Here is a 25720-nt window from a genome sequence, read left to right as displayed (position 1 = left end):
TAAACCTTAAGATTGCTGCTCAAGATCCACCGCTGGCACCCCCCCCCACCACCCCCAAAGTACTGACAAGGACGAGAAAAACAACACAGACGCCCAGATGAGCTGGGCCTGAGAATTGATGAATGATCGCTGTGCTGACCGACTCGACCTGTGACCTCCCCATGGAGGAAGCCCTCAAGCTTGGCGTCCACATCATTCCCCTGACGGTGCACATGCAGGAACGCGACCTGCTTGACTGGCAGGACATCGATCCTGACGCGGTCTACATCCACATGAAATCGGGCGGAACCGCCACCACAACGCCGGTGGCCGTTACGGCCTTTGCCGCACGCTACCGCGAGTTGCTGGACACCCACGATGAGGTGATCAGCATTCACCTGTCGGGCAAGCTCTCGCAAACCGTGGAACATGCCCGGCGGGCCGCCGCGCTGCTCAAGATGGAGCGGCGGATCCACGTGCTGGACAGCGGACTGGCCAGCACACCACTGGCCGAGGCGGTGCTGGCCGCCCGCATGGCTGTCTTGAATGGGGGCGACGCGGTCAGCGCGGTCCAGGCCGCCGAGGCCGTGTGTGCCCAGATTCACGCCGAGTTCAGCGTGCCAACCCTGGAGTACCTGCGCCGGGGAGGCCGGATTGGCCGTGCCCAGGCTTTCTTCGGCAACATGCTGGGCGTGCGTCCGATCCTGGGTTTTGAGGGCGGTGAACTGAAACCCCTGCGGCGCTGCAAGTCGGACCGCGCCATTCAGGACATGCTGGACGGTGTGCGGACCCGCTTCGGGGATCAGCCGCTGTGCATCTCGGTCATTCACGCCGGGCGGGACAGCGGCCGCATGCAGACGCTGCGCCACGCCGTCACCACCAGCGGTCTGAATGTCAAGCAGGCCCGCATGCACATGCTGGGCCCGGTGGTCGGCGCACACGTGGGCCCCGGCACCTTCGGCTTCATGGCCCGCCCGGCCTGAGCGGCCCACGTCCAGCAGTAGGCTGAACCAGAAGAGAAGAGCGGGGACGCGGCAGAAACCAAGCCGCGTCCCCGCTCTTCTCAAATTCAGGCCGTCAGTCCGTCTGCCTCCAGCCGCTCCAGGTACGCCGCGCCGCCTTCCACCTCGGCCCGGAAGCCGGACGCCTCACCGAAAACCAGCGTCTCGGCCAGCGTCTCGGACACCAGGTACTCCTGCCACGCCTCGGCGGCGGCCCTGGCGTCGCCCTCCAGCGCCAGGTGCAGGGTGATGCGGTCCTGAACCTCAAAGCCCGCCTTCTTGCGCCCGTCCTGAATGCCGCGCACCAGGTCGCGGGCCAGCCCCTCCAGCGTCAGCTCGCGCGTCAGCGTGGTGTCGAAGGCCACCAGATACCCGGCCTCCTCCTGAGCGGCGTAGCCTTCAGGAGACTGGGCGTCCACCAGCACCTCGTCTGGCCCCAGCTCGAAGCGTTCGCCGGTGGGGGCCACCACTTCAAACTGCTTGCCGTCCCGCACCGCCCGCGCGATCTCGGAGGCGTCCGCCGCGTTCAGGGCCGCGCGCACCTGCGGCACCGCCTTGCCGAACTTCTTGCCCAGCAGCGGCAGGTTGGGGCGCAGCGCGTAGCTGACCAGCTCGGCATACTGGTCCAGCAACTCCACCTCCTTGACGTTCAGCTCCTCGCGGATCTGCTCGCCGAAGCGGCCCAGCGCCGCCGTCATCTGGGGCGTGCGGGCACGCAGCATCACGCGGGGCAGCGGCTGCCGCTGGCGCATGCCGCTCCCGGCACGCACCGCCCGGCCCAGGCTGACCACCCGCAGCACGGCGTCCATCTCGCCCACCAGCGCCGGGGCCGAGAGCGACTCGTCCACCACCGGCCAGCTCGACAGATGCACGCTTTCCGGCGCGGTGTCATCCACGCTGCGCACCAGATTCTGGTACAGCGTCTCGGCCAGGAAGGGCGTGAACGGCGCGGTCAGTTGTGTCACTGTGACCAGCGCGTAGTGCAGCGTGGCGTACGCGCTCAGGTCCACCGTGCCGTCCCCGCTCCAGAAGCGCCTGCGGTTGCGCCGCACGTACCAGTTGCTCAGGTCCTCGGTCACGAAGTCCTGGAGGGCGCGGCTCGATCCGGTGGGATCGTAGTGTTCCAGCCGCTCGGTGACCGTGGCGATCAGGGCCTGAACTTTTGCCAGCAGCCAGCGGTCCACCTCCGGGCGTTCCTCCAGCGGCGGGGCGGCCCGCAGGTCCGGTTTGTCCAGATTGGCGTACAGCACGAAGAAGCTGTAGGTGTTCCACAGCGTCAGGAAGTAGCTGCGGAACGCCTCGCCCACCAGATTCATGCCGAAGCGCCGGGACAGCTCTGGCGGCGCCGAGACATACATGTACCAGCGGGCGGCATCGGCCCCGTACTGCCCGAACACCTCCCAGGGGTCCACGATGTTGCCCTTGCTCTTGGACATCTTGAAGCCCTTCTCGTCCAGGATGTGCCCGGAGCAGATCACCGACTTGTACGCCACCGAATCGAAGACCATCGTGCCGATCTGGTGCAGGCTGTTGAACCACCCGCGCGTCTGGTCAATCGCCTCGGCGATAAAGTCGGCGGGAAAGCCGCCCGCCTCGAATTTCGCCCTGTTCTCGAACGGGTAATGGTGCTGCGCAAACGGCATCGAACCGCTGTCGTACCACACGTCCATCACGTAGGGGACGCGCTTGTACGTCTCGCCGTCCAGTTCGAAGGTGATGTCGTCGACGAACGGGCGGTGAGGATCGAAGTCCGGCCCGGTCAGCTCGGGCCGCCCGCTGAGTTCCGCCAGTTCGGCGTAGCTGCCAACGACTTTGTACTTGCCGCCGTCCGCCGTCTCCCAGATCGGCAGCGGCGTGCCCCAGTAGCGGCTCCGCGAGAGATTCCAGTCGATCAGGTTTTCCAGCCAGCCGCCGTAGCGCCCGTTTTTGATGTGCGGCGGGTGCCAGTCGATGGTCTGGTTCAGCTCGATCAGCCGCTGTTTCAGGGAGGTGTTGTTCAGGTACCAGCTCTCGGTGGCGTAGTACATCAGCGGTGTGCCGCAGCGCCAGCAGTGCGGGTAGGAGTGCATGAAGTTCTTGTCGCGCCACATAACGCCGCGCCCCTTGAGGTCACGACTGATGTCCGTGTTGGCGTCGCGGAAGAAGACGCCCTTCCACGGGCCATAGCGGTGCTTGCCCTCCGGGTCCACGCCCACGATCACCGGGAAGCCGTAGTTTCTCGCCAGCCGCATGTCGTCCTCGCCAAAGGCCGGGGCGGTGTGGACGATGCCGGTGCCGTCGCTGTCGGAGACGTAGGTGTCCAGGCCGCTCATCCAGACGGGTGCGCCGTCACCCTCCGCGTCATACGCCTCGGTGTAGAGGGGGGTGTAGCTCAGGCGGTCCAGCTCCGTGCCCCGGAACGACTTCACGACCTCCGCGCCCTCGCCCAGCACCTCATCCAGCAGCGTGCGGGCCAGGATCAGCACCTTGCCGTCCTTGTCCTTCGCGGCCACGTACTCGAAGTCCGGGTGGAGGGCGACGCCCACGTTGTACGGCAGCGTCCACGGCGTCGTTGTCCAGACCAGAAAGGCCGCGCCTGCCTCCAGCCCCAGCCTTTCCGGCTCCAACAGGTCAAGCGTGACGTAGATGCTGGGATCCTGGATATCCTTGTAACCCTCGCTGACCTCGGCGTTGGACAGGGTGGTGCCGTCTTTCGGGCAGTACGGCGCGACGCGGAAGCCCCGGTACAGCAGCCCCTTTTTCTCCAGCTCGGCCACGCTCCACCACACCGATTCGATGTAGTCCTTGTGCAGCGTCATGTAGGCGTCGTCCAGATCCACCCAGTAGCCCATGCGCTGGGTGAAGCGCCGCCACTCGGCCTCGTACACGAAGACGCTCTGGCGGCACTCGGCGTTGAATTTGTCGATGCCGTAGGCCTCCACCTCACGCTTTGAATTCAGGCCCAGCCGCTTCTCGACGCCGATTTCCACCGGCAGGCCGTGCGTGTCCCAGCCCGCCTTGCGCGGCACATGGAAGCCCTGCATCGTCTTGAAACGCGGAAACAGGTCCTTGAAGCTGCGGGCCTGAACGTGGTGGATGCCCGGCTGTCCGTTGGCGGTGGGCGGCCCCTCGTAGAAGGTGTACACCGGGCCGTCGGCGGTGCCTTCCAGGCTGCGTTCGAAGATCTTCTTTTCATTCCACCACTGCAGGGTGGCCTCTTCCAGCGCGGGGAATTTGGGGTTGGCTTCGACGGGATTGAACATGGACATGGGGAGACCTCGGTGGGGGAGACTTGGAGATACAGGGCTAGTCGACGATAAACAGGCTGGCTCCATCTGCTGTGCTGGAGCGGTGCGCTTCGGCCTGATCGGCCACCTGATAGCTCTGGCCGGGCGTGAGGGTGAAGGTGCGGCCGTCTTCCAGTTCAGTGTTCAGCTGACCGTCCAGCACCAGCAGGATGTGGCCCTTGCGGCACCAGTGGTCCGCCAGATAGCCGGGGGAATACTCCACCATGCGGACGCGGATGCCGCCGAACGTCTGCGTGCGCCAGTGGGCCACGCCACTCACGCCCGGATGCGTGGTGGCCGGCACCGCAGACCAGTCGGTGACGCCAAACGGAATGTCCTGCATCTGCATGGCTTTTCCTCCCATCATGAAAAAAGACGACGCGCCTCAGCTTCAATGCTGGGACGCGCCGCCCGTGAAGGTCATGTGCGTGGTACCACCCAACTTTGCCGCTAGATGCTCGCGGTCTCGTTGCAAGGCCCTCTGCCGGGGGGCGTCCGGACGGGTCTAGTCGGCCTGTGCGGGCCTTTCTTCCGTCTGCGCGGGAGGTGATGTTCGGCGTGGCGGCTGGTTTGTCAGGCTCCCACCGTCCCTGACTCGCTCCCGACTGCCCTGCGCTGGCCTACTGTCCTCGCGTTCGCATCTGCGTGCTCACCCCGTTTTCAGGAGTGACCCTCATGGTAGGGCGGCGGGACCGTGCGGGTCAATGCGCCGGTCAGTGCCGCGTCAAAGGCTGCGCCATACCCGCAGCGCAGGACGTCAGGGCGCGCTGGGGGTATGCTGGGTGTCGTCTCCGCCTGCCTCCCCCTCTGCCTCCGCGTGCCCTCACGGTGTATTCGGCGGCGGGCGCGTACAATCCTTGTCAGGGAGTATCCAATGAAGTTGCCTTGTCATTCTCAACCGAGCCGTTACCACATCAATATCCAGCCCACCCCAGCCCGGGACGGGTGTCCGCAGTGACCGATTTCAGCGGAGCCTCGCCCTTTACGGCTGCCCTGCCGTATCAGGAACTGCAGCAGAAGATCCTGCCCGAGCTGCACCTGATCGCCGCCGGGTACGGCATCGACAACTACCGCAAGCTGAAGAAGGACGCGCTGGCGCTGGCGATCATGGAGCACCAGGCCGACGCTGAGGGGCAGCTGCTGGCACGCGGTTACCTGGAAATCAGCGCCGACGGCTACGGCTTCCTGCAGTCGGACCTGCTGGACCCCAACAGCCGCACGGTGCTGGTCACGGCCGGGCTGATCAAGGCCAACCATCTGCGAACCGGCGACGACGTGATCGGCCGCGCTCGCCGCCCGCGCGAGAACGAACGCTTCGGCTCCCTGGTGCAGGTGGAGGCGGTCAACGGTCTGGACCCTGAGTCGGCCCGCCGCCGCCCGCGTTTCGATGACCTGACCCCCACCTTTCCCGAAGCGCAGCTGGTGCTGGAAGACCCCGGCAACCCCGACGGCCTGAGCCTGCGCGTTGTGGATCTGCTGGTGCCCATCGGGCGCGGACAGCGGGCACTCATCGTCGCGCCGCCCAAGGCCGGCAAGACGACTCTGCTGAAGCAGATCGCCAACTCCATTGTCAAGAACTACCCCGACGTGACCGTGATGGTGCTGCTGGTCGACGAGCGTCCGGAAGAGGTCACCGATTTCCGCGAGAGCGTGCAGGGCGCGCAGGTGGTGGCCTCCACCTTCGACGAGCCGCCACAGCACCACGTCCGGGTGGCTGAATTTGTCCACGAACGCGCCCGGCGCATCGTGGAGGACGGCGGGCATGTGGTGATTCTGCTGGACAGCATCACCCGTCTGGCCCGCGCCAACAACCTGGTCACGCCGCCCACCGGCCGCACGCTGTCGGGCGGTCTGGACAGCAACGCGCTGCACTGGCCCAAGAGATTCCTGGGCGCGGCCCGCAACATTCGCGAGGGCGGCAGCCTGACCATCCTGGCCACCGCGCTGGTGGAAACCGGCAGCCGCATGGACGACGTGATCTTCGAGGAATTCAAGGGCACCGGCAACGCCGAACTCGTCCTGTCGCGCCGGCTGGAAGAGCGCCGCATCTTCCCTGCGCTGGACATTCTCAAGTCTGGCACCCGTCGCGAGGAGCTGCTGCTGCAGCCGGAGGTCCTGAAGAAGATGTGGCTGCTGCGCAAGGTCATCAGCGACATGGACCCGGCCGACGCGATGGAAATGCTGCTCTCGCGCATGGGCAAGACCCGCAACAATGTGGAGTTCCTGCAAAATCTGGCGGGCGGCTGACGCCCACCACCTGACCTGAATCCGGAGTATCTGACGCTTGACTGTCCTTTCACCTGCCCCCCTGTCTCCTGTCCGTCGTTATGCCCGCGTCCTGCTTGGGGCTGCCCTGCTCCTGGCAGCCTCACCCGTGGCCCACGCTTCCGCCGCGCTGCCTGAACGGCTGGCCGCGCTTTTCCCCACGCCTGTCGCTCTGTTCGAGGCCGAACCCGATGTGGTGCTGCAAAGGGCACCGGGCGGGCTGTCGGTCCAGATCATCACGGCGGGCCAGATCACACCCAAGGTGCTGGCCCGGCGTTACGGCGTGACGACAGGAGCGGTGCGGACGCTGAAATCGGCGTCCGACTGGCGGCTCAGCGAGATCCGGCTGCCGGGCCGCGCAGCGGTGCGTGCCCCGGCCCGGCCCTCCTCGGTCCACAGCTACGCGGCCCGGCCCGGCGACACGCTGAGCGCGGTGGCGACGCGCCACGGCCTGAGCATGGTGGACCTGCTGGGGGTTAATCTGGACCGCCAGAGTCTGGACACCCTGCGGGCCGGCGAAACGCTCAACATCCCCACCCGCGAGCGTGGCCTGCTGGTCCGCATCAAGCCCGGCCAGTCGGCCCTGTCGCTGATCGCCGGGTATGGCGCGGATCTGGTGGCCACCGCCCACGCCAATGACGTGCTGCCCACCGAACTGCAGGTGGGCGACGAACTGTTGCTGCCGGGCGTACGCGCCGAGGGCTTCCGCCTGCAGCTGCTGGCCGCCCGCGAGGCCGAGCGGCAGGCGCAGCTGGCCTACGAAAAGCAGCAGCGGTACGAGGCGTATCTGACCTGGAAGAAGGACCGCGATCGCCAGCGCTTGCAGGAAAAGTACGCCCGTCAGCAAAAGTACGAGGCCTACCTGGCCTGGAAGGACAGTCCGGAGCGCCGCAGGCAGCAGGCGGCCTACGAGCGTCAGGCCCAGTACGAGGCCGCTCAGGCCGCAGCGCGGCAGCGGGCCGCCACTGCCGCAGTGAGGCCGCAGGCCAACCTTCCCGCCACCGTGCAGACGGCCAGCACCGGGCGGGTGGGCGGTCTGGCGTGGCCGCTGCGCTCCTTTACCCTGACCAGCCGCTTTGGTGAGCGCGACATTGCGTTTCACCGGGAGGTGTTTCACGGCGGCATCGATCTGGCCGCGCCCTTCGGCACACCGATCTACGCGGCCAGCGGGGGCACGGTCTCGGCCAGCGGTTATGGGGCCTTTGGCCTGAACGTCTTGACCGTCAGCGGCAACAGCACCGTGATCTACGGCCATATGAGCCGCACGGCGGTGGTGGCCGGGCAGACCGTGCAGCCGGGCCAGCTCCTGGGCTACATCGGCTGCACCGGCATCTGCACCGGGCCGCACCTGCATTTCGAGGTCCGGCTGGGCGGACAGGCCATCGACCCGTTTGCCATGCTGCCGTGACGGCGTACCCATGACGGGCGGGCCACAGCTGACCACCCCGGAGGGGACGCGGCGGCCCCTGCAACTGCTGGTGGTGGACGACGAGACCCAGATTCTGGAACTGCTGGACCTGACCCTGCAGATGCGGGGGTACGCTGTGAGTCTGGCCGCCAGCGGCCCGCAGGCGCTGGAAATCTGCCGTCAGCGCGACATCGACGTGATTGTCATGGACGTGCTGATGGCCCCCTGGGACGGCTTTGAGACGGTGCGGCGGTTGCAGGCCCAGTATCAGGCCCACGGCGGCCAGCCTTCCCGCCAGATGCCCCCGGTGGTCTACCTCTCGGGGCTCAATCCCCCGGCAGCTTCCAGCTCCCGCGGCGGCGTGGTGCAGGCGTACCTGGTCAAGCCTTTCCGTCCCGCCGAACTGGCGCTGACCATTGAGCGCATCTGGGAAGAGTGGCATCGTACATTGAAGACTGACCCCACCTAAACTGCTTTTCTGGCCCTATGAATGGGGGCAGTTGCGGCCTATGCTGCGGCCATGAGTGACTCCACCCCCCAGGACCAGCAGAACCAGCTTAACTTCGGATTCGCCGAAATGTTCAAGGGCGGCGTGATCATGGACGTGGTCACGGCTGACCAGGCCCGCATTGCCGAGGCGGCCGGGGCCACCGCCGTGATGGCCCTGGAGCGCGTTCCAGCCGACATCCGCGTGGACGGCGGTGTGGCCCGCATGAGTGATCCCAAGATGATCAAGGAGATCATTGCCGCGGTGACCATTCCGGTGATGGCCAAGGTCCGCATCGGCCATATCGTCGAGGCGCAGATCCTGCAGGCGCTGGGCGTGGATTTCATCGACGAGTCCGAGGTCCTGACCCCCGCCGACGAGCAGTTTCACATCCTCAAGACCGACTTCAAGGTGCCGTTCGTATGTGGAGCCAAGAACCTGGGCGAGGCGCTGCGCCGCGTGGGCGAGGGTGCAAGCATGATTCGCACCAAGGGCGAGGCCGGGACCGGCAACGTTGTGGAAGCCGTGCGCCACGCCCGCACCGTGCTGGGCGAGATCCGGGCGATCCAGGCCCGCCCCACCGAAGAACTGATGACGGTGGCCCGTGACCTGCAGGCCCCCTACGAACTGGTCAGGTACGTTCACCAGCACGGCAAACTGCCGGTGGTGAACTTTGCCGCTGGCGGCGTCGCTACGCCTGCCGACGCGGCCCTGATGATGGTACTGGGGCTTGACGGTGTGTTCGTGGGCAGCGGCATCTTCAAGAGCGACAATCCCGAGCGCCGTGCTCAGGCCATTGTCAAGGCCGTGACCCACTTCCAGAACGCGGACGTGCTGGCCGAGATCAGTGAGGACCTGGGTGCACCGATGACCGGCATTAACATCGACGACCTGATTCCCGCCGAGCGCCTCGCCTCGCGTGGCTGGTAAATCGTCCCGGATTGGCGTCCTGGCCCTTCAGGGCGCCTTTCGTGAACACCGCCGCATTCTGGAGTCGCTGGGAGCGGCGGTGACAGAGGTCCGGTTGCCTGCCGATCTGGCGGAACTGGACGGATTGGTGCTGCCGGGAGGGGAGAGTACGACGATGGCCCGCCTCCTCACGGTATATGCCCTGTGGCAGCCGATTCGCGCTTTTCACGCTGCGGGTGGGGCCATATGGGGCACATGCGCCGGAGCGATCCTGCTGGCCCGCGAGGTCCGGGGAGCGCCGCCGCAGTTTGGTGGCAAGCAGGAAAGCCTGGGATTACTGGACGCCGTGGTGCAGCGCAATGCCTTCGGCCGACAGATCAACTCGTTCGCGGCTGCCCTGCCGGTCGCGGGCCTGGACGCGGCCTTTCCCGCCGTCTTCATCCGCGCTCCGGCGTTCACCGCCCCAGGCCCTCAGGTCAACACGCTGGCCACCTGGGAGGGTCAGGCCGTGATGCTCAGTCAGGGCCATGTGCTGGCAACGGCTTTTCATCCAGAACTCAGCAGCGATCCCCGCGTCCACGCGTTGTTTCTGAAGATGGCTGTCGAAACGAAGAGTGAAATAGCCTAGCAAATATCAATTTCACGATCTAGGTTTATCGTGAAACAATTCACTTAGTCTGGAGAGATCAGCGATGCAGGTTCGCTGATCTCTCCAGACTATTTCCCGGACTTCTCCAGCCCCACCTCTTCCAGTTGAGCTGCGGAAACAGGGGAGGGGGCCAGGGCCATCAAATCGGCGCCCCGATTGTTCTTGGGAAAGGCAATAACTTCCCGGATGCTGCTGGCGCCCGACATGACCATGACCAGGCGGTCAAAGCCCCAGGCAATGCCGCCGTGCGGGGGGGTTCCGGACTCCAGCGCGTCCAGGAAGAAGCCAAACTGTTTCCGCGCTTCCTCCGGCGAGAAGCCGATGGCCGTGAACATCTGCTGCTGCACCGCCGGGTCGTGAATACGGATGCTGCCGCCGCCGATCTCGAAGCCGTTGAGCACCAGATCGTAGGCCTGGGCGCGAATCTCACCCTGCCGGGCGGTGCCGAACAACGCCACGTCGTCAGGGTGCGGGGCGGTGAAGGGGTGGTGCATGTAGGTCCAGGTGGCACTTTCCTCGTCGTATTCCAGCTGGGGGAAATCAGTGACCCATGAAACGTGGAACTGCGGACCCGCCGCCGCCAGGGAAAACAGATCGCGCAGGCCCAGGCGTACCGCACCCAGCGCCGTGACGGCCCGCTTCCACTCGCCCGCCGCGAACAGCAGGATCCCGCCCTCCGGCAGGGCAGTCCGTTCGAGCAGCGCCGCCGTCTGCGCCGTCAGGAACTTGCTGATGCCGCCAGTGAAGCCCTCGCCACTGCGTCTGGCCCAGGCCAGGCCCTTCGCGCCGTTCTGCTTGGCCACCCGCTCTAACTCGTCGATCTGTTTGCGGGTCAGGTCCGGGGCGGCCAGTACCTTGACCGCCCCGGCATCCGCGAAAGCGGCGAAGTCCCCGCCCGCGAACAGGTCGGTCACGTCCCCAAACGCCATGCCGAAGCGCAGGTCCGGCTTGTCGGAACCGTAACGGTCCATCGCGTCCTGATAGCTCAGGCGGGGAAAGGGAAGCGGCAACTCCACGTCCAGCACCGTCTTGAACACATGTGACAGTAATCGCTCCTGCAACTCCAGCACGTCCTCCTGCTCCACAAAGGACATCTCCATGTCGAGCTGCGTGAAGTCCGGCTGACGGTCCGCCCGCAGGTCCTCGTCGCGGAAGCAGCGGGCCAGCTGGTAGTAGCGGTCAAGGCCCGCGATCATCAGCAGCTGCTTGAACAGCTGCGGACTCTGCGGCAGCGCGTAGAACTCGCCGGGGTTCAGGCGGCTGGGAACCAGGAAATCTCGCGCGCCCTCCGGGGTGGATTTGGTGAGCATAGGGGTCTCGACGGCCACGAAACCCTCGGCGTCCAGGAAAGCGGTGACGGCCGCCGTCGCCCGGCTGCGCAACATCAGCGCCCGCTGCATCTCCGGCCGGCGCAGGTCCAGGTAGCGGTACTTCAGCCGGATGTCCTCGGCCACCTCTGCGCCCTTTTCCAGCTCAAAGGGCGGGGTTCTGGCGGTGTTCAGCACCTTGACGCGCGAGGCAATCACCTCGTAATCCGCCGCATTTCCCTTGCGCTGGCCCTCGGGACGCAGCTGGTACGTGCCCTCAATCTCGGCCACGTACTCGGCGCGCAGGCGGTCCGCCTGGGCAAACGCCGGAGAATCCGGCTCCACCTGCACCTGAATCAGGCCGCTGCGGTCGCGCAGCTCCAGGAAGATCAGGCCCCCCAGGTCACGGCGGCGGCCCACCCAGCCCTGCAAGGTCACGGGTTGCCCGGCGTGGGTGGGGGAGAGCTGGCCGATCATGGCGGTGCGTTTCATGGAGACTCCTTCGGAGGCATGGGGGGAAGAGGGAATAGGTGAGGCATCAGTTCGCGGCCTCGAGGAACGCCGACAGCTCCGAGACATGGACCACGCGCTGCTCACCGCTGCTCAGGTTCTTGAGGCTCAGGGTGCCGTTCCCGACTTCCTGCGAGCCCAGCAGGGCAATCCAGCGTGCGCCCCGGCGCTCGGCGTCCTTGAAGGCATTCCCGGGCTTCATGGCACGGTAGGCGAACTCGGTGCGGGCCACGGCGCGGGCTTCCAGCGCCAGTTTTGCCGCGTGCGGCACGTTCGCCTCGTCCAGCGCGACGATATAGAGGAGCGGCCCCCCGGTTGCAGGAAGGTCCACGCCCTCGGCTTCCAGCGCCAGCAGCAGCCGCTCGACGCCGAAGGCCCAGCCGATGCCCGGTGTGTGCGCGCCGCCCAGAACCTCCGCCAGCCCGTCGTAGCGCCCGCCGCCGCCCAGCGCCGACTTTGCGCCCACGCCCTCATGATGCAGTTCCCAGGCGGTGCGTCGGTAGTAGTCCAGCCCGCGCACAATGCTGGGGTCCAGGGTGTACGGCACGCCCCAGTCCTGCAGGTGGCCCTGAACGGCCCCGAAGTGCGCCCGCGCGTCGTCGCCCAGGAAATCGAGCATGGGTTTGACGCTCAACTCGGCAATCAAAGTCTGATCACCCTCGCTCTTGCTGTCCAGAATCCGCATCGGGTTGCGGGTCAGGCGGTCTTTGGAGTCGTCGGACAGACGCTCAACGTGAGCTGTAAACAGCTCGCGAAGGTAGGAGTTGTACGCCTCTCTGTCCTCGGGATCGCCGATGCTGCCCAGCTTGACGCGCACGTCGCGCAGGCCCAGTTCACGCACCACGTCCACCATCAGAGCAATGGCCTCGGCATCCACGAGGGGATCGGCGCTGCCCAGCGCCTCGTAATCCACCTGATGAAACTGGCGGTACCGGCCCTTCTGCACGTTCTCGGCACGGAAGTTCGGCCCCGAGGTCCAGAGCTTGAGCGGCGTGGGCAGCTGCTTGAGCCCGTTTTGCAGGTAGGCGCGCACGATGCCGGCTGTGCCCTCCGGCCGCAGGATGAATCCGCCGTGGTCCCCGAAGTAGTGGACTGTAAACATCTCCTTGCGGACGATGTCGGTGCTGTCGCCCACGCCACGTTTGACCAGATCGGCTTCCTCGAAGACGGGCGTCTCGATGCGCTGCGCTCCGGCCCGCTCCAGCACGCGCCGCGCCGTCCCGGTCAGCCAGGTGTGCGCGGCGGCGCTGGTCACGGGTGAGAGTTTGGGACTGCCGGGTGGCAGCAGATCATTGGTCCCCTTGGGGCGGGTAATCGCCATAACCTGTGGAGTCTACGGGTCCGGGGGTCCAGCGGTCAAAGACGGCATCAGGAGAACAGGAAAGAGGCCGCCCGCCCGCAGTGGGGGAGGCGGCCTCACGGCAAGAGGGTTTACTGCCGGACGCTGTAGGGCAGGCCGGTGGACTGCTTGCCCGCCACTTCCACGAACAGCCAGCTGCCGCCGATGGGCGCGTCGGCAGGCAGGGTCAGGACGATCTCGCTGTCGGTCCAGGATTGAACGGCGGTGGCCGGGAAGAGGTAGCCGCCCTTGCCGGACTCGTCGGCGCCCAGACGCACTCGTCCGTTGGTTGGTCCGCCCAGGTAACGTCCCTGGATGGTGAGTGAGCCGCCGCGGGGGGCCGCCTCGGAGACCTTGATCAGAACCGGGGTCACGGTCACGAAGCGGTCAGCAGATTGAGAGGGCGCACAGGACGCCAGGGTCCCCACCATGAGTAAAGAAGCAACCAAGTAACGCAGCATAGCAACAGCCTCCGAATTCGCAGTCTAATGAAAGGTCAGATGACAGGTCAAACCTCCCCCCCCGTCCCCCCCGAACAGCCCACCTTCCAGCGCGTGCTGGTGGTCTTCAACCCCAAGAGCGGCAAGGGCGACAGCGACCTGCCGGAATTCGTGCGCCTGCTGCGCGAGAGCGGCGCCGAGGTGGAGGAGCGTGAGCTGAACCGCGACACCCCGCTGACCGAGCAGGTCCGTGACCTCGCGGACTTTGATGCCCTGGTGGCGGCGGGGGGCGACGGCACGGTCAGCAGCCTGGCCTACGCCACCCGCGACTCCGGCGTGCCGCTGCTGGCCTTTCCTGCCGGCACCGCCAACCTGATCGCGCAGAACCTGGACCTGCCCACCACGGCGGAGGAACTGGCCACCCTGTTCCAGGCCGGGCACAGCATCACCGTTGACCTCGGCGAGATCGAGGTGCGCGGCGAGAAGAGCGGGTTTGCCATGCTGGCCGGCGCGGGTGCCGACGCCGCCATGATCAAGGGCAGCGAGGATCTCAAGGATCAGTTCGGCGTGATGGCCTACGTCCTGAGTGCCATGAAGCAGCTCAATCCCAAGAAGACCACCTTCACCCTGACCCTGGACGGAGAGAAACGCGAGTTCGTGGGCATCGGCGTGATGGTGGCCAACTTTGGGATGGCGAACTACCGCATGCCCATCACCACCGACATCGATCCTGCCGACGGCCAGTTCACGGTGGTGCTGCTCAAGGCGGGCAACCTGCTGCGGCTGATTCCCAACCTGATCGACTCGGTGCGGGCCAAGCTGCATCTGGGCGATCCGCTGTTCAGCGACAACCTGGAAACAGTACATGCCCGCGAGATCACGGTGGATGCGGCCGACGCCTTTCCCCTGCAGTACGACGGCGAGTTGATGGTGGAAACCACCCCGTTCACAGCGCGCATCCTGCCCAGGGCGGTGCGCTTCATCACGGCGGCCACCGAGGAAGATGTAGAGACCTGAAGACGGAGAGACAAAGGACTACTGGAAAGCTTCCACCACGGCTTCCAGGTCATCCTCAGGCAGCTCAACATAGCGGCGGGTGGTGTCTACCTGCTCGTGGCCCAGAAAGCTGGCAACGCGGGTGAAGTCCTTGACCGCCGCGTAGAGCTGTGTTCCGGCATATTTGCGCCCTGCGTGAAAGCCCCTGAATTCATGCTCCCGCCCGCATTTCAGGGCCAGACGTTGCAAGCGCTCGTAGGCACTTGAATACGCCTTGATCGAGAACAGCCGCCCGGTGCCCGCAGTTTCGGCGCGCAGCGCAGCCAAGGCTTCACGCAGACGGGCGCTGAGCGGCACCACTCGGGCCTTGTCACCCTTGCCGTGGGCCACCAGCAGCCTCTTTCTGGTCAGGTCAACATGGGACCATTCCACCGCCAATGCTTCGGCAATTCGCAGCCCTGCGTGCGTGAGCAGCAGCAGCAGCACCTGCTCCTGAACGTCGGCCTCGGCCAACATCGCCTGTACAAAATCGGCCCGGTACGGCGGGTTCTTGACCACCCCGCGTGTGGCGTCTCTGGGACGCTTGACATCCGCAAACGGGTCCGAATCCGTTGCGCCTGCCCAGCGCAAGGCGCGGTACAGGGCACTGGCCGCCGCAATTCGGGCCTGCACGGTGGCCGGCTTGAGCCCCAACGCCATCAGGGACCCCACGTACAACCCTGGTTGACGCCGTCCGGGATGCAGCAAGTTCCAGGCATTGCTCATGGCGTGATCGATCAGCACCTCGACACCTTTTTTGTACGCACGCAGCGTGTGGGGGCTGAGGCGTACGCCTGCGCTGGTCTCGCTGCTGAGGCAGGCCAGCGTCAGGTCCCACAGCAGCGCCGCATCCTTGTCGCGTGCCGCCGTCACCGCTTTAACACGCAGGCTGTCATCACTAAGCCCGGCCAGTGCGCGGGCCTGAGTTAAACGATCACCCGTGTAGCGTTCCATTGATTCGGACATGTGCGCCGATGATAACATTCATTATCAACGTCGCACGTTTTGCCTCACCCCCATGCCTTGGCGAGACTGGCTAGCTACGCTCCCGCCGGTCCACCCGCACCCCGTATCCGATCATCAGAATTGACAGCAGCAGCGCGGGCCAGTCGCCCACCCGGTTGAACAGCGTGCGGCCCGTCAGCAGTTTCGGACGCACGCTCAGCGCCTGTGTGGTCTCGCCGCTGGAGACCACGCTGACCGGCTGGCCCAGATCGTTGACTGCTCCGGCCACACCCCGGTTCACGCTGCGGACCAGCCAGCGGCGGTTCTCGATGGCGCGGACCCGGCCCATCATGAAGTGCTGCTGCACGCCCCAGCCGCTGTACCAGCCATCGTTGCTGGGATTGACCAGCAGCCGCGCGCCCTGCCGGGTCAGGCTGCGGGCCACCCACGGAAACACGCTGTCGTAGCAGATGTACGCGCCATACTGCACGCCATTCAGCCTCAGCGGCTGAACACTGCTGGCAGGCACAAAGCTGGGCAGGGTGAAGTTCAGCGCGTTTTCAATCACCGCGTAGACCGGGCGCAGCGGACCGTTGTAGAAGATGAAGTATTCCCCGAACGGCACCAGCTTGCCCTTTTCCTGCCGCGAGATGATTCGCCCAGCCGCATCCAGGCTGACCACGCTGTTGCGCTGGGGCCTGGCCCCGAAGGGCGTGCCCAGCCCGCTGATCCCCGGTCCCGGAAACTGAGCCAGAACCCGGTCCGTCATTGGGGCCGTCAACGCCGTCTCGCTCCAGACCAGGATCTCGTCGGGCTGCCTGCCCGCCGAGGCTTCCAACTGGGCCTGTAACTGTTCCCCAGGCGACAGGCTGCCCACCGCGCGCCCAAACGAATCGAAACTGGTCCGCAGCACCCGCACCGGCTGAACTGGCCCCTCGCCTGCGGTGCGGGTCAGGCCGTAGGCCAGTGCGGCCGCCCAGCACAGGGCGGCCACGATCAGGGGACGCCCTCTCCCCCGGCCGCCCAGCACCAGACCCGCCAGCGCTGCTGCCGAGAGGGCCACCAGCACACTGCCCAGCAGCACACCTCCCAGGTCCGCGATCTGAATGGCGGGCGTGGGCAGCAGGCTGTAGCCCAGCGTCGGCCAGGGAAAGGCCAGCGGTCCCAGGAAGCGCGTCCATTCCAGCACCACCCAGCCGCCGGCCAGTGCCCAGACCCGCGCCTGGGGCGAGCGGACCAGCCGGGTCAGCGGGTAGGCCATCGCCAGCAGAAACAGCCCCTCCAGCGCAAACAGCGCGAAGGCCAGCACGCCCGCCGGCGGAAACTGAAAGATCTTGCCCAGGAAATCGGTCAGCCACCACAGGTGTACCGCGAAGTATCCGGCCCCGGCCCAGAATAGTCGGCCCGCCACGCCTTCCCGGCTACGGGCCGAAGCCGCGTGGGCCAGCAGTCCAGCCAGGGGAAACACGCTCAGGACACTCCAGGGCAGCGGCAGGCCGCACAGGCCCAGCAGTGCGCCCAGCAGCAGGGCCAGGACCGGGGGGGGAACAGCAGCAGTCACGCGCGCCATGATAGGGCCAGCGTCCCCCGGCAGCATGCCGGACATGCCATGACCTCCCGCCGTACGGTGGGTTAGGATGAAGGCACCTTGCGACTGGCCTTCATCAGCGACATTCACGGAAATATCCATGCCCTGACGGCAGTCAAACGGTTCCTCGCCGAGAACATTGTCAATCAGGTGATCGTGGTGGGCGACCTCGTGGGCTACGGGGCCAGCCCAGGCCCGGTGATCGACTTCGTCAAGCGTGAAGGCTGGGCCACCGGCCTGGGGTCCAGCGACATGCGCGTCGCCATTGACCTCGGAGACCGCGAGGGACGACGCGGCGTGGCCGATCAGGTGCTGACCTGGACCAAGAAGGTACTGACCCCCGAGCAGACCGAATTTCTGCGCCGCCTGCCGCCTGGCGGGCGCATCATGACCCCGCAGGGCCGGGTGCGCTACTTCCACGGCAGCCCACACGACCCCGAACAGCGGCTGGATCTGATGGCCAGCGAGCGCGAACTTCAGGACCTCGCTGACACGCTGGGCGCGCGGGTGATCGTGGTGGGCGGCTCTCACGTGCCCTTTACGCGGGCCATTGGCGAGTCCACCTTCGTCGATCCGGGCAGCGTGGGCCTGAGCCTCAACCACGAGCCGGGAGCGGACGTGGTGATCGTGGACTTTATCGGGCGCAAGCCGAAGGTCTCGCTGCACAAGGTAGCCTACGACTATGCGTCGAGCGCCTTTGACATCATGGCCTGGAGCCTGCCCCCGGTGATCGCCGACGTGATCAAGACCGGGCGCATGGGCTAGGCCAGCACATCAGGGTTGGTCCTCTCCCAGCGCGTCAGGCCGGAACCCCCTGCACGGCATCGTCGAAGCGGTCCGCCAGACCGCGCTCCCCCAGCAGGTCTTCGAGCGCCACCATCAGGGCGCGGTAGGGGCCGGGGCGGGCCGCCTCGCCCATCAGCCCCAGTCGCCAGATCACGCCCGCCGTGGGGCCAAGGCCGCCGGTCACGCTGATCTCCCGCGCCCGCAACGCCTGACGCACGCCTGCGTCGTCGAAGCCCCCCGGCAGGCGCAGGGCCAGCACGGTGGGCAGGCGGTCCTGCGGGCGGCGCACGTAGGGCGAGAAGCCCAGCGGGGCCAGCGCCTGGACCAGTGCCTCCCCCACCACCTGCACGCGGCGCTGGCGGGCCTCCATGCCTTCCTCCAGCGCAGCTCGCAGCGCGGCGTGAAACGCAAAATGCAGGTTGACCGGCACCGTGTGGTGGTAGGTGTGGCGGGTCCAGTAGTCGCGCAGGCCCTCGAAGTCGCAGTACCACAGCGGGGTGGGCGTGCGCCGGGCCGCGTACCGCGACAGCGCCCGCTCGCTGATCGCCACCGGAGCCACGCCGGGCGGGGCGCTCAGGCACTTCTGGGCACCCGTATAGGCGTAGTCCACACCCCACTCCGCCATGTGGAACGGCTCCATTCCGGCGGTGGTCACGGCGTCCACCGCAAGCAGCGCACCTGTGTCGCGCACCAGCCGGGCAATCTCGGGCACCGGATTCAGCACGCCGGTGCTGGTCTCGCCGTGCACGACGGCCACCATACGGATGTCGCCGCCATGGGCCAATTGGGCAGCCACGTCCTCCGGGCGGATCGCCTCGCCCAGCGGGGCCGTGACCAGCCGCACACGCGCGCCGTAGCGGGCCGCCATCTCGGCCATGCGCCGCCCGAAGCTGCCGTTGGCACAGACCAGCACCTCGTCGCCCTCCTCCACCAGATTGGCGAAGCCCGCCTCCATGCCCAGGCTCCCGGTGCCGGCCAGCAGCGCCGTGAAGCCCTCGGGGGCCGCGCCGTACATCACGCGCAGGTCCGCCTGAATCTCGCGGTTCAGGGCGAACACCTCCGGGTCCATGTGGCCCAGCATCGGCCGGGTCAGGGCGTGCAGGGCGCGCGGGTGAATCGGGGTGGGACCGGGGGTCAGCAGGATGTGCTCGGGGTAGGCGTCGAGGGACATGGGCGAAGCATAGTGCCTTCGGATGCATCAGGCAATCCTGTTGCGTAAGTCAGTCTATATTGCCTTATTCAGACAATAAAGTTGCTATAAAAAGATTCATACGTTTGAATTGCGCTGTCTGCCGCCAGGTTCAGGATGGATTCAGCCTGCCGTCACCCCATGGGGCGGCAACGTCTCTAGGATGGGGCAATGACGTCGCCGCGTTTTGCCCCCTCCACCCTGCTCCGGGCTGTGCTGTTCGACCGGGACGACACCCTCGTCTTCACGGACCACGAGATCTACGCCGAGGCCGCGCGCTGGGCCGCCCGGACCTACGGACTGGATGCCCGCGAGGTGGGCGCGGCGATGCTGGGACAGTGGGAGGAACGGGCAAAGACGTGGTGGACCCTGCGTACCGAGGCCGACGAGACGGCCTTCTGGGAGGGCTACGGTCTGGAACTGGTGGACCGGGTGGGCCTGCGTGCGGGTGACGCCGCCGCGTTCATGGCCGAATACCCCTACGAGCGGTTCATGAAGCCCGTCCCGCACGCCCGTGCGGTGCTGGGTGAACTGCGGGCCCGTGGTCTGAAGGTGGGGGTGCTGAGCAACACGCTGCCCAGCATCGGCCGTACCCTGGAAGCAGTGGGACTGGCCGATCTGGTGGACGTGGCGGTGGCCACCTGTACGGTGGGCGTTCACAAGCCCGACGCGGGAGCGTTCCTGCACGCTGCCGAGGCTCTGGACCTGCGCCCGGACGAGATCCTGTTCGTGGACGACAAGCCTGAGAATGTGCAGGCTGCCCGCGCCCTGGGCATGCAGGCGACCGTGATCGACCTGCATGCCCAGAACCCGGAGGCCATCCACGACCTGCGCGGCGTGCTGCCTCTGGTGGAGGACCGGGTGGGCAGCCCGTGCTGATCGATGGGCACCTGGACCTGGCCTACAACGCGCTGAACGGCCGCGATCTGACGCTGGACCTCGACGCCCTGCGTGCGAGCGATCCGGTAGAAGGACAGACCGCGACCACCACCTTTCCCGAACTGCGACTGGCGGGGGCGCGGGTATGTTTCGGCACACTGTTCGCGCTGCCGCTCTCGGCGGACTCCCCGCGCGGCTATACCGACCACGCCGGGGCGCGGGCGCAGGCGCTGGCCCAGCTGGATATGTACCGCCGCTGGGAGGACGGCGGCTTCATCACCCTGCTGCGCTCGGGGGCTGGGGTCACGGCGCATCTGGCCGATCCCCATGCCCCACCCGGCGTGGTGCTGCTGATGGAAGGGGCCGATCCGGTCCGCAACGCCGACGACCTGCCGTTCTGGATCGACGCTGGGGTGCGGCTGATTGGTCCGGCGTGGGGCGCGACGCGCTACGCGGGCGGCACCGGAGCGCCGGGGCCACTCACCGACGCGGGCCGGGCGCTGGTCACGGCCATGCGGGACCTGGGCATCGCTCTGGACGCTTCCCATCTGGATGACGCTGCGTTCTGGGACGCCGCCGAGATCGGGCCGAGAATGCTTGCCTCGCATTCCAACGCCCGAGCGCTGGTTCCTGGCAACCGCCACCTGAGCGACGATATGGCCCGGGCCATCGCCGCCCAGGACGGCGTGATCGGACTGGTGTTCCTGAGCTCGTTCATCCGGGAAGGGGCCGAGCGCGGCGCGACGCAGAACGATCTGGCTGCGCACGCACGGCATTACGCCGGGCTGGTCGGCTGGGAGCGGGTGGGACTAGGCAGCGACATGGACGGCGGATTCGGGGCCGAGAAGACGCCTGTGGGGATTGAACGCTACCGCGACCTCCCGCGCTTTTTAAATGAACTGCCCGCCGAACAGCGGGCCGGCGTTGCAGGTGCCAACTGGCAACGCTGGCTGACCGCGTACCTGTAACGCCGCCGCGCCCTGGCCTGGAATTCCCGCTACCCTGTCGGGCATGGTGCCCATCCCGCCCGATCCCCGGACCCACGCCCACCACCACGACACCCAGCAGGCTGAGGAAAGCCTGCGCGGTCAGCTGGAGGGCAGCGGCTGGACGTTTGTTATACCCCGCCCCGTGTCGGCTGCCGCCCGCCTGGGCCTGCGCGCCGCGCCCCGCGCGGACGCGGCCCAGGTCACCGAAGCGTTGCCCGGCGAGGCGCTGGAGCGCCTGTGGGACGACGGGCACGGCTGGGTCTACGTCCGGACGGTGCAGGACGGCTACCTGGGCTGGACGCGGCTGGACGGCCTGACCGCGCCGCAGGGCGGCGAGACCCTGACCGTCACTGCCCTGCGCGCCCACGCCTTCGCCGGGCCGAAGGTCAGCCAGCCGATTACTGGCGAGCTGTGCCTGGGGGCCAGGGTCACCCGTGCGCCGGGTGAGGTGGTCGAGGAAGGCGGGCGGCGCTGGGTGCCTGTGGTGCTGCCGGATGGCACGGACGCCTGGGTGGGCGAGACCATCCTCTTGCCCCTGCCGGGCGCGGACCCGGCGGCGCTGGCGCTGCGATTTCTGGACACGCCGTACGTCTGGGGTGGGCGCAGTGCCTGGGGACTGGACTGCTCGGGCCTGAGCCAGCTGGCCTTCGCGGCCTTCGGTCGGCCGCTTCCCCGCGACGCGGACCAGCAGCAGGCGGCACTGGCGGCCGTCACCGCTCCTCAGCGCAATGATCTGGCCTTCTTCCCCGGTCACGTTGGGGTCATGCTGGATGACCGGCGCATGGTCCACGCCAACGCCACCCACATGCGCGTCACGGTGGAAACCCTGGGCGAGGGCGAGTACGGGCAGCGTTTGCAGGCGGGCTGCACTGGCTTCGGGCGGTGGACCCCGTGAGCGTGGCCCCCACGCACGTGACCTGGGAAACCCTGGAACTGCACACCGCCCAGCCCTTCGGCATCGCGCGCTGGACGCACAGTGTCTACCCGCGGACCATCGTGACCTTCACGCAAGGTGGCGTCTCGGGACGTGGTGAGGCCGCCCCCAATGCGTTCTACGGCGAAACGCGCGGCACGGTGGAGGCGGTGCTGCCCCTGCTCGCGGAGGCGTTGACCGATCCCTGGGACTGGGACGGCCTGCAGGCGGGTCTCTCGGCACGGATGCCGCACGATCACCCCTCGGTCAAATGTGCGCTGGAGATGGCGGCGCTGGAATGGTGTGCGGCCTCAGCAGGCCAGCCGGTGTGGCGGCTACTGGGCCTCTCCCCCGCTCCGCTGCCGCGCAGCAGCTTCACGGTCAGTCTGGGCGAATTGCCCGACATGCGGCGGCAGGCCCGCGAGGCGGTGGAGGCCGGGCACACCGTCCTCAAGGTCAAGCTGGGCACCGGGCGCGACACGGCCATTCTGGAAGCGCTGCGCGAGGAGGTGCCGGACGTGACCCTGCGTGTGGATGCCAACGCTGCCTGGACCCGCCCGCAGGCCAAACGTATGCTGGGCGTGCTGGACGCCGCCCGCGTGGAACTGGTGGAGCAACCCCTGGCGGCGGACGATCTGGAGGGGCACGCCGAGCTGCGCCGCGTGTCCCGCGTGCCCATCGTGGCCGACGAGAGCCTGCACCATGTCCGCGACGTGATCGCCCTGGCTGACGCCTTCGACGGCGTGAACCTCAAGCTGGCCAAACTGGGCGGGCCGCTCCGGGCGCTTGCGGCCCTGCGGCTGGCCCGCGCCCACGGCATGGGCGTCATGATCGGCTGCATGATCGAGAGCAGTCTGGGCATCGCCGCTGCCGCGCATCTGGCCGGCCTGTGCGACTGGGCCGATCTGGATGGGGCGCTGCTGCTGGCTGACGATCCGTACATGGGCCTGGAGTGGACGGCCGGCGATCTGGCCCGGCCCGTCGGTGTGGGCTGGGGCGTGTCGCGCCGGTGACGAACGCGGCGCTGCCGGAGGTAACCGTTGCCATTCTGGGCTGCGGCAACCGGGGCGGCGACGTGTACGCCCGGCATCTGGCGGACCAGGGAGCACGCGTTACGCATCTGGTGGACCCCCGCCCTGTCCGGCTCGCCGAGGTGGCCGCCCGGCATGGGCTGGCGCCGGAGGCCTGCTTTCCAGACTGGGACGCTTTTTTCGCGCTGGGGCGGGTGGCCGACGCTGTGGTGATCGCCACCCCCGACGACGCGCACGTTCAGCCGTGCCTGCGGGCGCTGGCGCTGGACTACGACGTGCTGCTGGAAAAGCCGATCTGTCTGGCCGAGGCTGAGCTGGACGCGCTGCTTCAGGCTGAGGCACGCTCTGCCGGGGGCGTCACCGTCTGCCACGTCCTGAGGACCACCCCGTTCTTCAGGGAAGTCCGGGCGGTGCTGGACTCCGGACGGCTGGGACAGCTGGTGGGCATCCAGCACGCGGAGAATGTGGCGTACTGGCACTACGCGCACTCGTTCGTCCGGGGCAACTGGCGGGCCTCGCCCCCAGCCGCGCCCTTTGTTCTGGCCAAGAGTTGCCATGATCTGGATCTGCTGCGCTGGTTCGCGGGGGCGCCGCCGTCGCGGGTGGACAGTCAGGGCGGACTGCACCACTTTCGCCCGGAACACGCGCCGCCTGAAGCGTCGGACCGCTGCGTGACCTGCCGGGTGCAGGACTGCCCTTACGATGCCCGCCGGATCTACGGCTCCCGCCCGCCCGACGCGTGGCCCAACACGGTCCTCACCGCCGGGGGCCAGTCGCTGTCTGAGGCGCTGGACACCGGGCCGTACGGTGACTGCGTGTATCTGGGGAAGAACAATGTCGCCGACCACCAGACTGTGGGCGTGACCTTCGAGAACGGTGTGACGGCCAGCCTGAGCGTCAGTGCCTTTACCCACAACAACACGCGGACCCTCAAGTTGCTGGGCACGCACGGCGAACTGCGCGGCCAGATGGAACTTGGTCAGCTGGAAGTGCACGATTTCCGGAGTGGCCGTGTTGAGACGTGGACAGTGGAGGCCACTGGCAACCACGGCGGCGGCGACAGTGGCTTGGTGGCCGCTTGGCTGGACCATCTGCGGGGACAGGCTGCCCGCCCCACTCCCCTGTCGGAGTCGATTGATTCACACCGCATGGCATTTGCCGCCGAGCGCTCCCGTCTGGGCTGATTTATGACTTCTGCCGGTGCAAACTATCTCAATCGGATCGAAGTAAGTGAAATCATTCACGATAAATCCATATTGTGAAATTTTTATGAACTATCTCATAACTGTGTGTAGAAAATCAAGCGTGTACCGGGCAACAGTCTTGGGGAAGGTATCGGTCAGGGCGTGGGTTCCGCCCCTGATTTCACAAACGAAAGCGTCTGGAATGGCATTGCGAATGGCATCGAGGGTCCACTGCCGGATCACCGGGTCTGAGGTTCCATCGACCAGCAGGGTGGGCACCTTGATTCGCGGCAACAAGGGACCGGTGAAGTGGTCTTTCTGGTCCTGAGCCAGCCGGAGCATGCGGCGTGGGCCGCAGCGCAGATAGGCGCGCATGCCAGGCAGGGCCAGCTGGGGCCGCTCACGCGGGAGATCTGCCATCAGCCTGGCCATCTGGGCCAGCACGCTGGGGTTCTCGGGGACGCCTGTCGGCGCGCAGGCAATCAGGGCCCCCGCATGCTGCGGGTACCGCGCCGCCAGATCGAAGGCCACCTCTCCTCCCAGCGAGTGGCCGAAGATGGGCACGCCGCGCAGGCCAGCCGCGTCCAACCACGCGGCCAGATGATCTGTCAGCTGCTCGATGCATACCGGCAACTGGCGCATGCCCTCACTGTGGCCATGACCCGGCGGATCGTACACATAGACCGTTCGGCTGCGCGCCAGTTCGCGCGACACCCGCACGTACATCCAGGAGGCGCAGCCCAGCCCCGGCAGCACCACCAGCGGCGGGCCGCTGCCCCTGACCCAGGCATGCGTGCTGAGCCCATTCACCTGCAGGTACAGCGCCCGGCCCCGGCTCATCCGCTGGCCCTGGGGCCATCGACGAAGCGCAGCACGGCGGCGTTAAATTCATCGGGCGCGTCCACCATCACCACGTGTCCGGCGTGGGAGATGGTTTCCAGCCGGGCACCGGCGATGGAGCTGGCCAGCAGCTGGCCCAGAGGAAGCGGCACCAGCGCGTCGCGCTCTCCCCACACCACCAGCGTTCTGGAGGTGATCAGGGGCAGACAATCCTGCACGCTGTCCTTGAGCAGATCTCTGGCATTGCGCCACAGGTTCAGCGGGCCGGCCAGCAGCGCGTCGGTCAGGATGCGCGGCACAAAGCGTTTGCGTCCGGTGACCAGGGCACGCGGCAGATTCAGCGCGGTGCGGTAGGCACTGGCCTTGAGCAGCCCGCTGGCGGCGACCAGTATCAGATTTTCAATGCGCTGAGGGTGGCCCGCCGCGACCCGGATGCAGATGTGGCCGCCCATTGAGTGACCGACCAGGGTCACGTCGCTCAACTGCTCTGCTTCCAGCCAGTTCCCGATCAGGGCGGCGCTGTCACGCACGGTCAGGGCGCGCTGACGGCGAGAAGAACCGTACCCCGAGAGATCCAGCGAGTACACCCGGTGATGACGCGTGAGAGCGTCCAGGTTCCTGCGCCACCAACGCGAGGACCCGCTCAGGCCGTGGACCAGCACCACCGGCGACCCCTCTCCCGAAACGCGGTAGTGCATTCTGACTCCTGACCGCTCGTAGACACCGCTGGACACAGCGCGCAGCATAGCGCGTCGGTCTCCTTACACCCTCCGAGCTAAGG

At 67.0% G+C, this 25720-nt stretch carries 23 protein-coding genes; 13 read left to right on the top strand and 10 right to left on the bottom strand.

Features of this window, described 5'->3' with window-relative positions:
* Positions 1-122 precede the first annotated feature (122 nt).
* The gene (locus IEY31_RS03930; RefSeq protein WP_188969224.1) at positions 123-962 is read left to right on the top strand and encodes a DegV family protein; all 840 of its coding nucleotides are present in this window, start codon (positions 123-125) and stop codon (positions 960-962) included.
* 86 nt (positions 963-1048) lie between these two features.
* Here IEY31_RS03930 and ileS read toward each other — a convergent pair whose 3' ends face one another.
* Both ileS and IEY31_RS03920 read right to left on the bottom strand, forming a co-directional pair.
* A complete protein-coding gene (gene ileS / locus IEY31_RS03925) occupies positions 1049-4228 on the bottom strand; it encodes an isoleucine--tRNA ligase (RefSeq protein ID WP_229723300.1) in 3180 nt (1059 codons plus the stop codon).
* 37 nt (positions 4229-4265) lie between these two features.
* The gene (locus tag IEY31_RS03920; protein WP_188969222.1) at positions 4266-4595 is read right to left on the bottom strand and encodes a DHCW motif cupin fold protein; all 330 of its coding nucleotides are present in this window, start codon (positions 4593-4595) and stop codon (positions 4266-4268) included.
* Positions 4596-5200: 605 nt separating this feature from the next.
* Here IEY31_RS03920 and rho point away from each other — a divergent pair.
* The 5 genes from rho (at position 5201) to pdxT (ending at position 9943) form a co-directional block, all read left to right on the top strand.
* Complete coding sequence (gene rho, locus IEY31_RS03915; protein ID WP_188969220.1) at positions 5201-6493, top strand: transcription termination factor Rho; 1293 nt, start codon at positions 5201-5203, stop codon at positions 6491-6493.
* A 127-nt stretch (positions 6494-6620) separates the two neighbouring features.
* Positions 6621-7919 carry a M23 family metallopeptidase gene (locus IEY31_RS03910; RefSeq protein WP_229723299.1) on the top strand — a complete coding sequence of 433 codons (1299 nt, stop codon included), beginning with the start codon at positions 6621-6623 and terminating at the stop codon, positions 7917-7919.
* A gap of 10 nt (positions 7920-7929) precedes the next feature.
* Positions 7930-8388 carry a response regulator gene (locus IEY31_RS03905; protein WP_188969218.1) on the top strand — a complete coding sequence of 153 codons (459 nt, stop codon included), beginning with the start codon at positions 7930-7932 and terminating at the stop codon, positions 8386-8388.
* A 51-nt stretch (positions 8389-8439) separates the two neighbouring features.
* Positions 8440-9336 (top strand): pyridoxal 5'-phosphate synthase lyase subunit PdxS, encoded by an 897-nt coding sequence (gene pdxS, locus IEY31_RS03900; RefSeq protein ID WP_188969216.1) that lies wholly within the window; start codon positions 8440-8442, stop codon positions 9334-9336.
* A complete protein-coding gene (pdxT, locus tag IEY31_RS03895; protein ID WP_188969214.1) occupies positions 9326-9943 on the top strand; it encodes a pyridoxal 5'-phosphate synthase glutaminase subunit PdxT in 618 nt (205 codons plus the stop codon). The genes pdxS and pdxT overlap by 11 nt, the downstream gene beginning before the upstream one ends.
* A gap of 89 nt (positions 9944-10032) precedes the next feature.
* Here pdxT and aspS read toward each other — a convergent pair whose 3' ends face one another.
* From aspS to IEY31_RS03880, 3 genes are all read right to left on the bottom strand, one after another.
* Complete coding sequence (aspS, locus tag IEY31_RS03890; protein ID WP_188969212.1) at positions 10033-11763, bottom strand: aspartate--tRNA ligase; 1731 nt, start codon at positions 11761-11763, stop codon at positions 10033-10035.
* 46 nt (positions 11764-11809) lie between these two features.
* Complete coding sequence (hisS, locus tag IEY31_RS03885) at positions 11810-13102, bottom strand: histidine--tRNA ligase (RefSeq protein WP_188969210.1); 1293 nt, start codon at positions 13100-13102, stop codon at positions 11810-11812.
* A gap of 110 nt (positions 13103-13212) precedes the next feature.
* Complete coding sequence (locus tag IEY31_RS03880; RefSeq protein ID WP_188969208.1) at positions 13213-13581, bottom strand: IPT/TIG domain-containing protein; 369 nt, start codon at positions 13579-13581, stop codon at positions 13213-13215.
* Between the two features lie 39 nt (positions 13582-13620).
* Between IEY31_RS03880 and IEY31_RS03875 the strand changes: the two genes are divergently transcribed.
* Positions 13621-14577 (top strand): diacylglycerol/lipid kinase family protein, encoded by a 957-nt coding sequence (locus IEY31_RS03875; RefSeq protein ID WP_188969206.1) that lies wholly within the window; start codon positions 13621-13623, stop codon positions 14575-14577.
* A gap of 18 nt (positions 14578-14595) precedes the next feature.
* Here IEY31_RS03875 and IEY31_RS03870 read toward each other — a convergent pair whose 3' ends face one another.
* Both IEY31_RS03870 and lnt read right to left on the bottom strand, forming a co-directional pair.
* Positions 14596-15561: a tyrosine-type recombinase/integrase gene (locus IEY31_RS03870; RefSeq protein WP_188969204.1), complete on the bottom strand. Its 966-nt coding sequence runs from the start codon at positions 15559-15561 to the stop codon at positions 14596-14598.
* Between the two features lie 70 nt (positions 15562-15631).
* Positions 15632-17101 carry an apolipoprotein N-acyltransferase gene (lnt, locus tag IEY31_RS03865; protein ID WP_229723298.1) on the bottom strand — a complete coding sequence of 490 codons (1470 nt, stop codon included), beginning with the start codon at positions 17099-17101 and terminating at the stop codon, positions 15632-15634.
* Positions 17102-17188: 87 nt separating this feature from the next.
* Here lnt and IEY31_RS03860 point away from each other — a divergent pair, with 87 nt between their 5' ends.
* The gene (locus IEY31_RS03860; RefSeq protein WP_188969202.1) at positions 17189-17893 is read left to right on the top strand and encodes a metallophosphoesterase family protein; all 705 of its coding nucleotides are present in this window, start codon (positions 17189-17191) and stop codon (positions 17891-17893) included.
* 34 nt (positions 17894-17927) lie between these two features.
* Here IEY31_RS03860 and IEY31_RS03855 read toward each other — a convergent pair whose 3' ends face one another.
* Positions 17928-19085 carry an alanine--glyoxylate aminotransferase family protein gene (locus IEY31_RS03855; protein ID WP_188969200.1) on the bottom strand — a complete coding sequence of 386 codons (1158 nt, stop codon included), beginning with the start codon at positions 19083-19085 and terminating at the stop codon, positions 17928-17930.
* A 189-nt stretch (positions 19086-19274) separates the two neighbouring features.
* Here IEY31_RS03855 and IEY31_RS03850 point away from each other — a divergent pair, with 189 nt between their 5' ends.
* From IEY31_RS03850 to IEY31_RS03830, 5 genes are read left to right on the top strand one after another with little or no spacing between them, the layout of a single operon-like run.
* Positions 19275-19982 carry an HAD family hydrolase gene (locus IEY31_RS03850; RefSeq protein WP_188969198.1) on the top strand — a complete coding sequence of 236 codons (708 nt, stop codon included), beginning with the start codon at positions 19275-19277 and terminating at the stop codon, positions 19980-19982.
* Complete coding sequence (locus IEY31_RS03845; protein ID WP_188969196.1) at positions 19976-20950, top strand: dipeptidase; 975 nt, start codon at positions 19976-19978, stop codon at positions 20948-20950. The genes IEY31_RS03850 and IEY31_RS03845 overlap by 7 nt, the downstream gene beginning before the upstream one ends.
* A 43-nt stretch (positions 20951-20993) precedes the next feature.
* On the top strand, positions 20994-21866 hold the full coding sequence (locus tag IEY31_RS03840; RefSeq protein ID WP_188969194.1) for a C40 family peptidase: 873 nt from the start codon (positions 20994-20996) through the stop codon (positions 21864-21866).
* 2 nt (positions 21867-21868) lie between these two features.
* Positions 21869-22897, top strand: a complete 1029-nt coding sequence (locus IEY31_RS03835; protein ID WP_373289110.1) for a dipeptide epimerase — start codon at positions 21869-21871, stop codon at positions 22895-22897.
* Positions 22894-24099: a Gfo/Idh/MocA family protein gene (locus IEY31_RS03830; protein WP_229723297.1), complete on the top strand. Its 1206-nt coding sequence runs from the start codon at positions 22894-22896 to the stop codon at positions 24097-24099. Before IEY31_RS03835 ends, IEY31_RS03830 begins: the two co-directional genes overlap by 4 nt.
* Before the next feature lie 90 nt (positions 24100-24189).
* Here the strand turns inward: IEY31_RS03830 and IEY31_RS03825 are convergent, their stop codons facing one another.
* Together IEY31_RS03825 and IEY31_RS03820 are read right to left on the bottom strand one after the other, a co-directional pair.
* Positions 24190-24939 carry an alpha/beta fold hydrolase gene (locus IEY31_RS03825; protein ID WP_188969191.1) on the bottom strand — a complete coding sequence of 250 codons (750 nt, stop codon included), beginning with the start codon at positions 24937-24939 and terminating at the stop codon, positions 24190-24192.
* Positions 24936-25637, bottom strand: coding sequence for an alpha/beta fold hydrolase (locus tag IEY31_RS03820; RefSeq protein ID WP_229723296.1), 702 nt, complete (start codon positions 25635-25637; stop codon positions 24936-24938). The genes IEY31_RS03825 and IEY31_RS03820 overlap by 4 nt, the downstream gene beginning before the upstream one ends.
* Positions 25638-25720: the final 83 nt, after the last annotated feature.

This window comes from Deinococcus aerolatus, from assembly GCF_014647055.1.
GTDB classification, from domain to species: Bacteria; Deinococcota; Deinococci; order Deinococcales; family Deinococcaceae; genus Deinococcus; species Deinococcus aerolatus.
The sequence above is the reverse complement of the archived record's forward strand: the minus strand, read 5'-3'. Positions and strand labels throughout refer to the sequence as shown.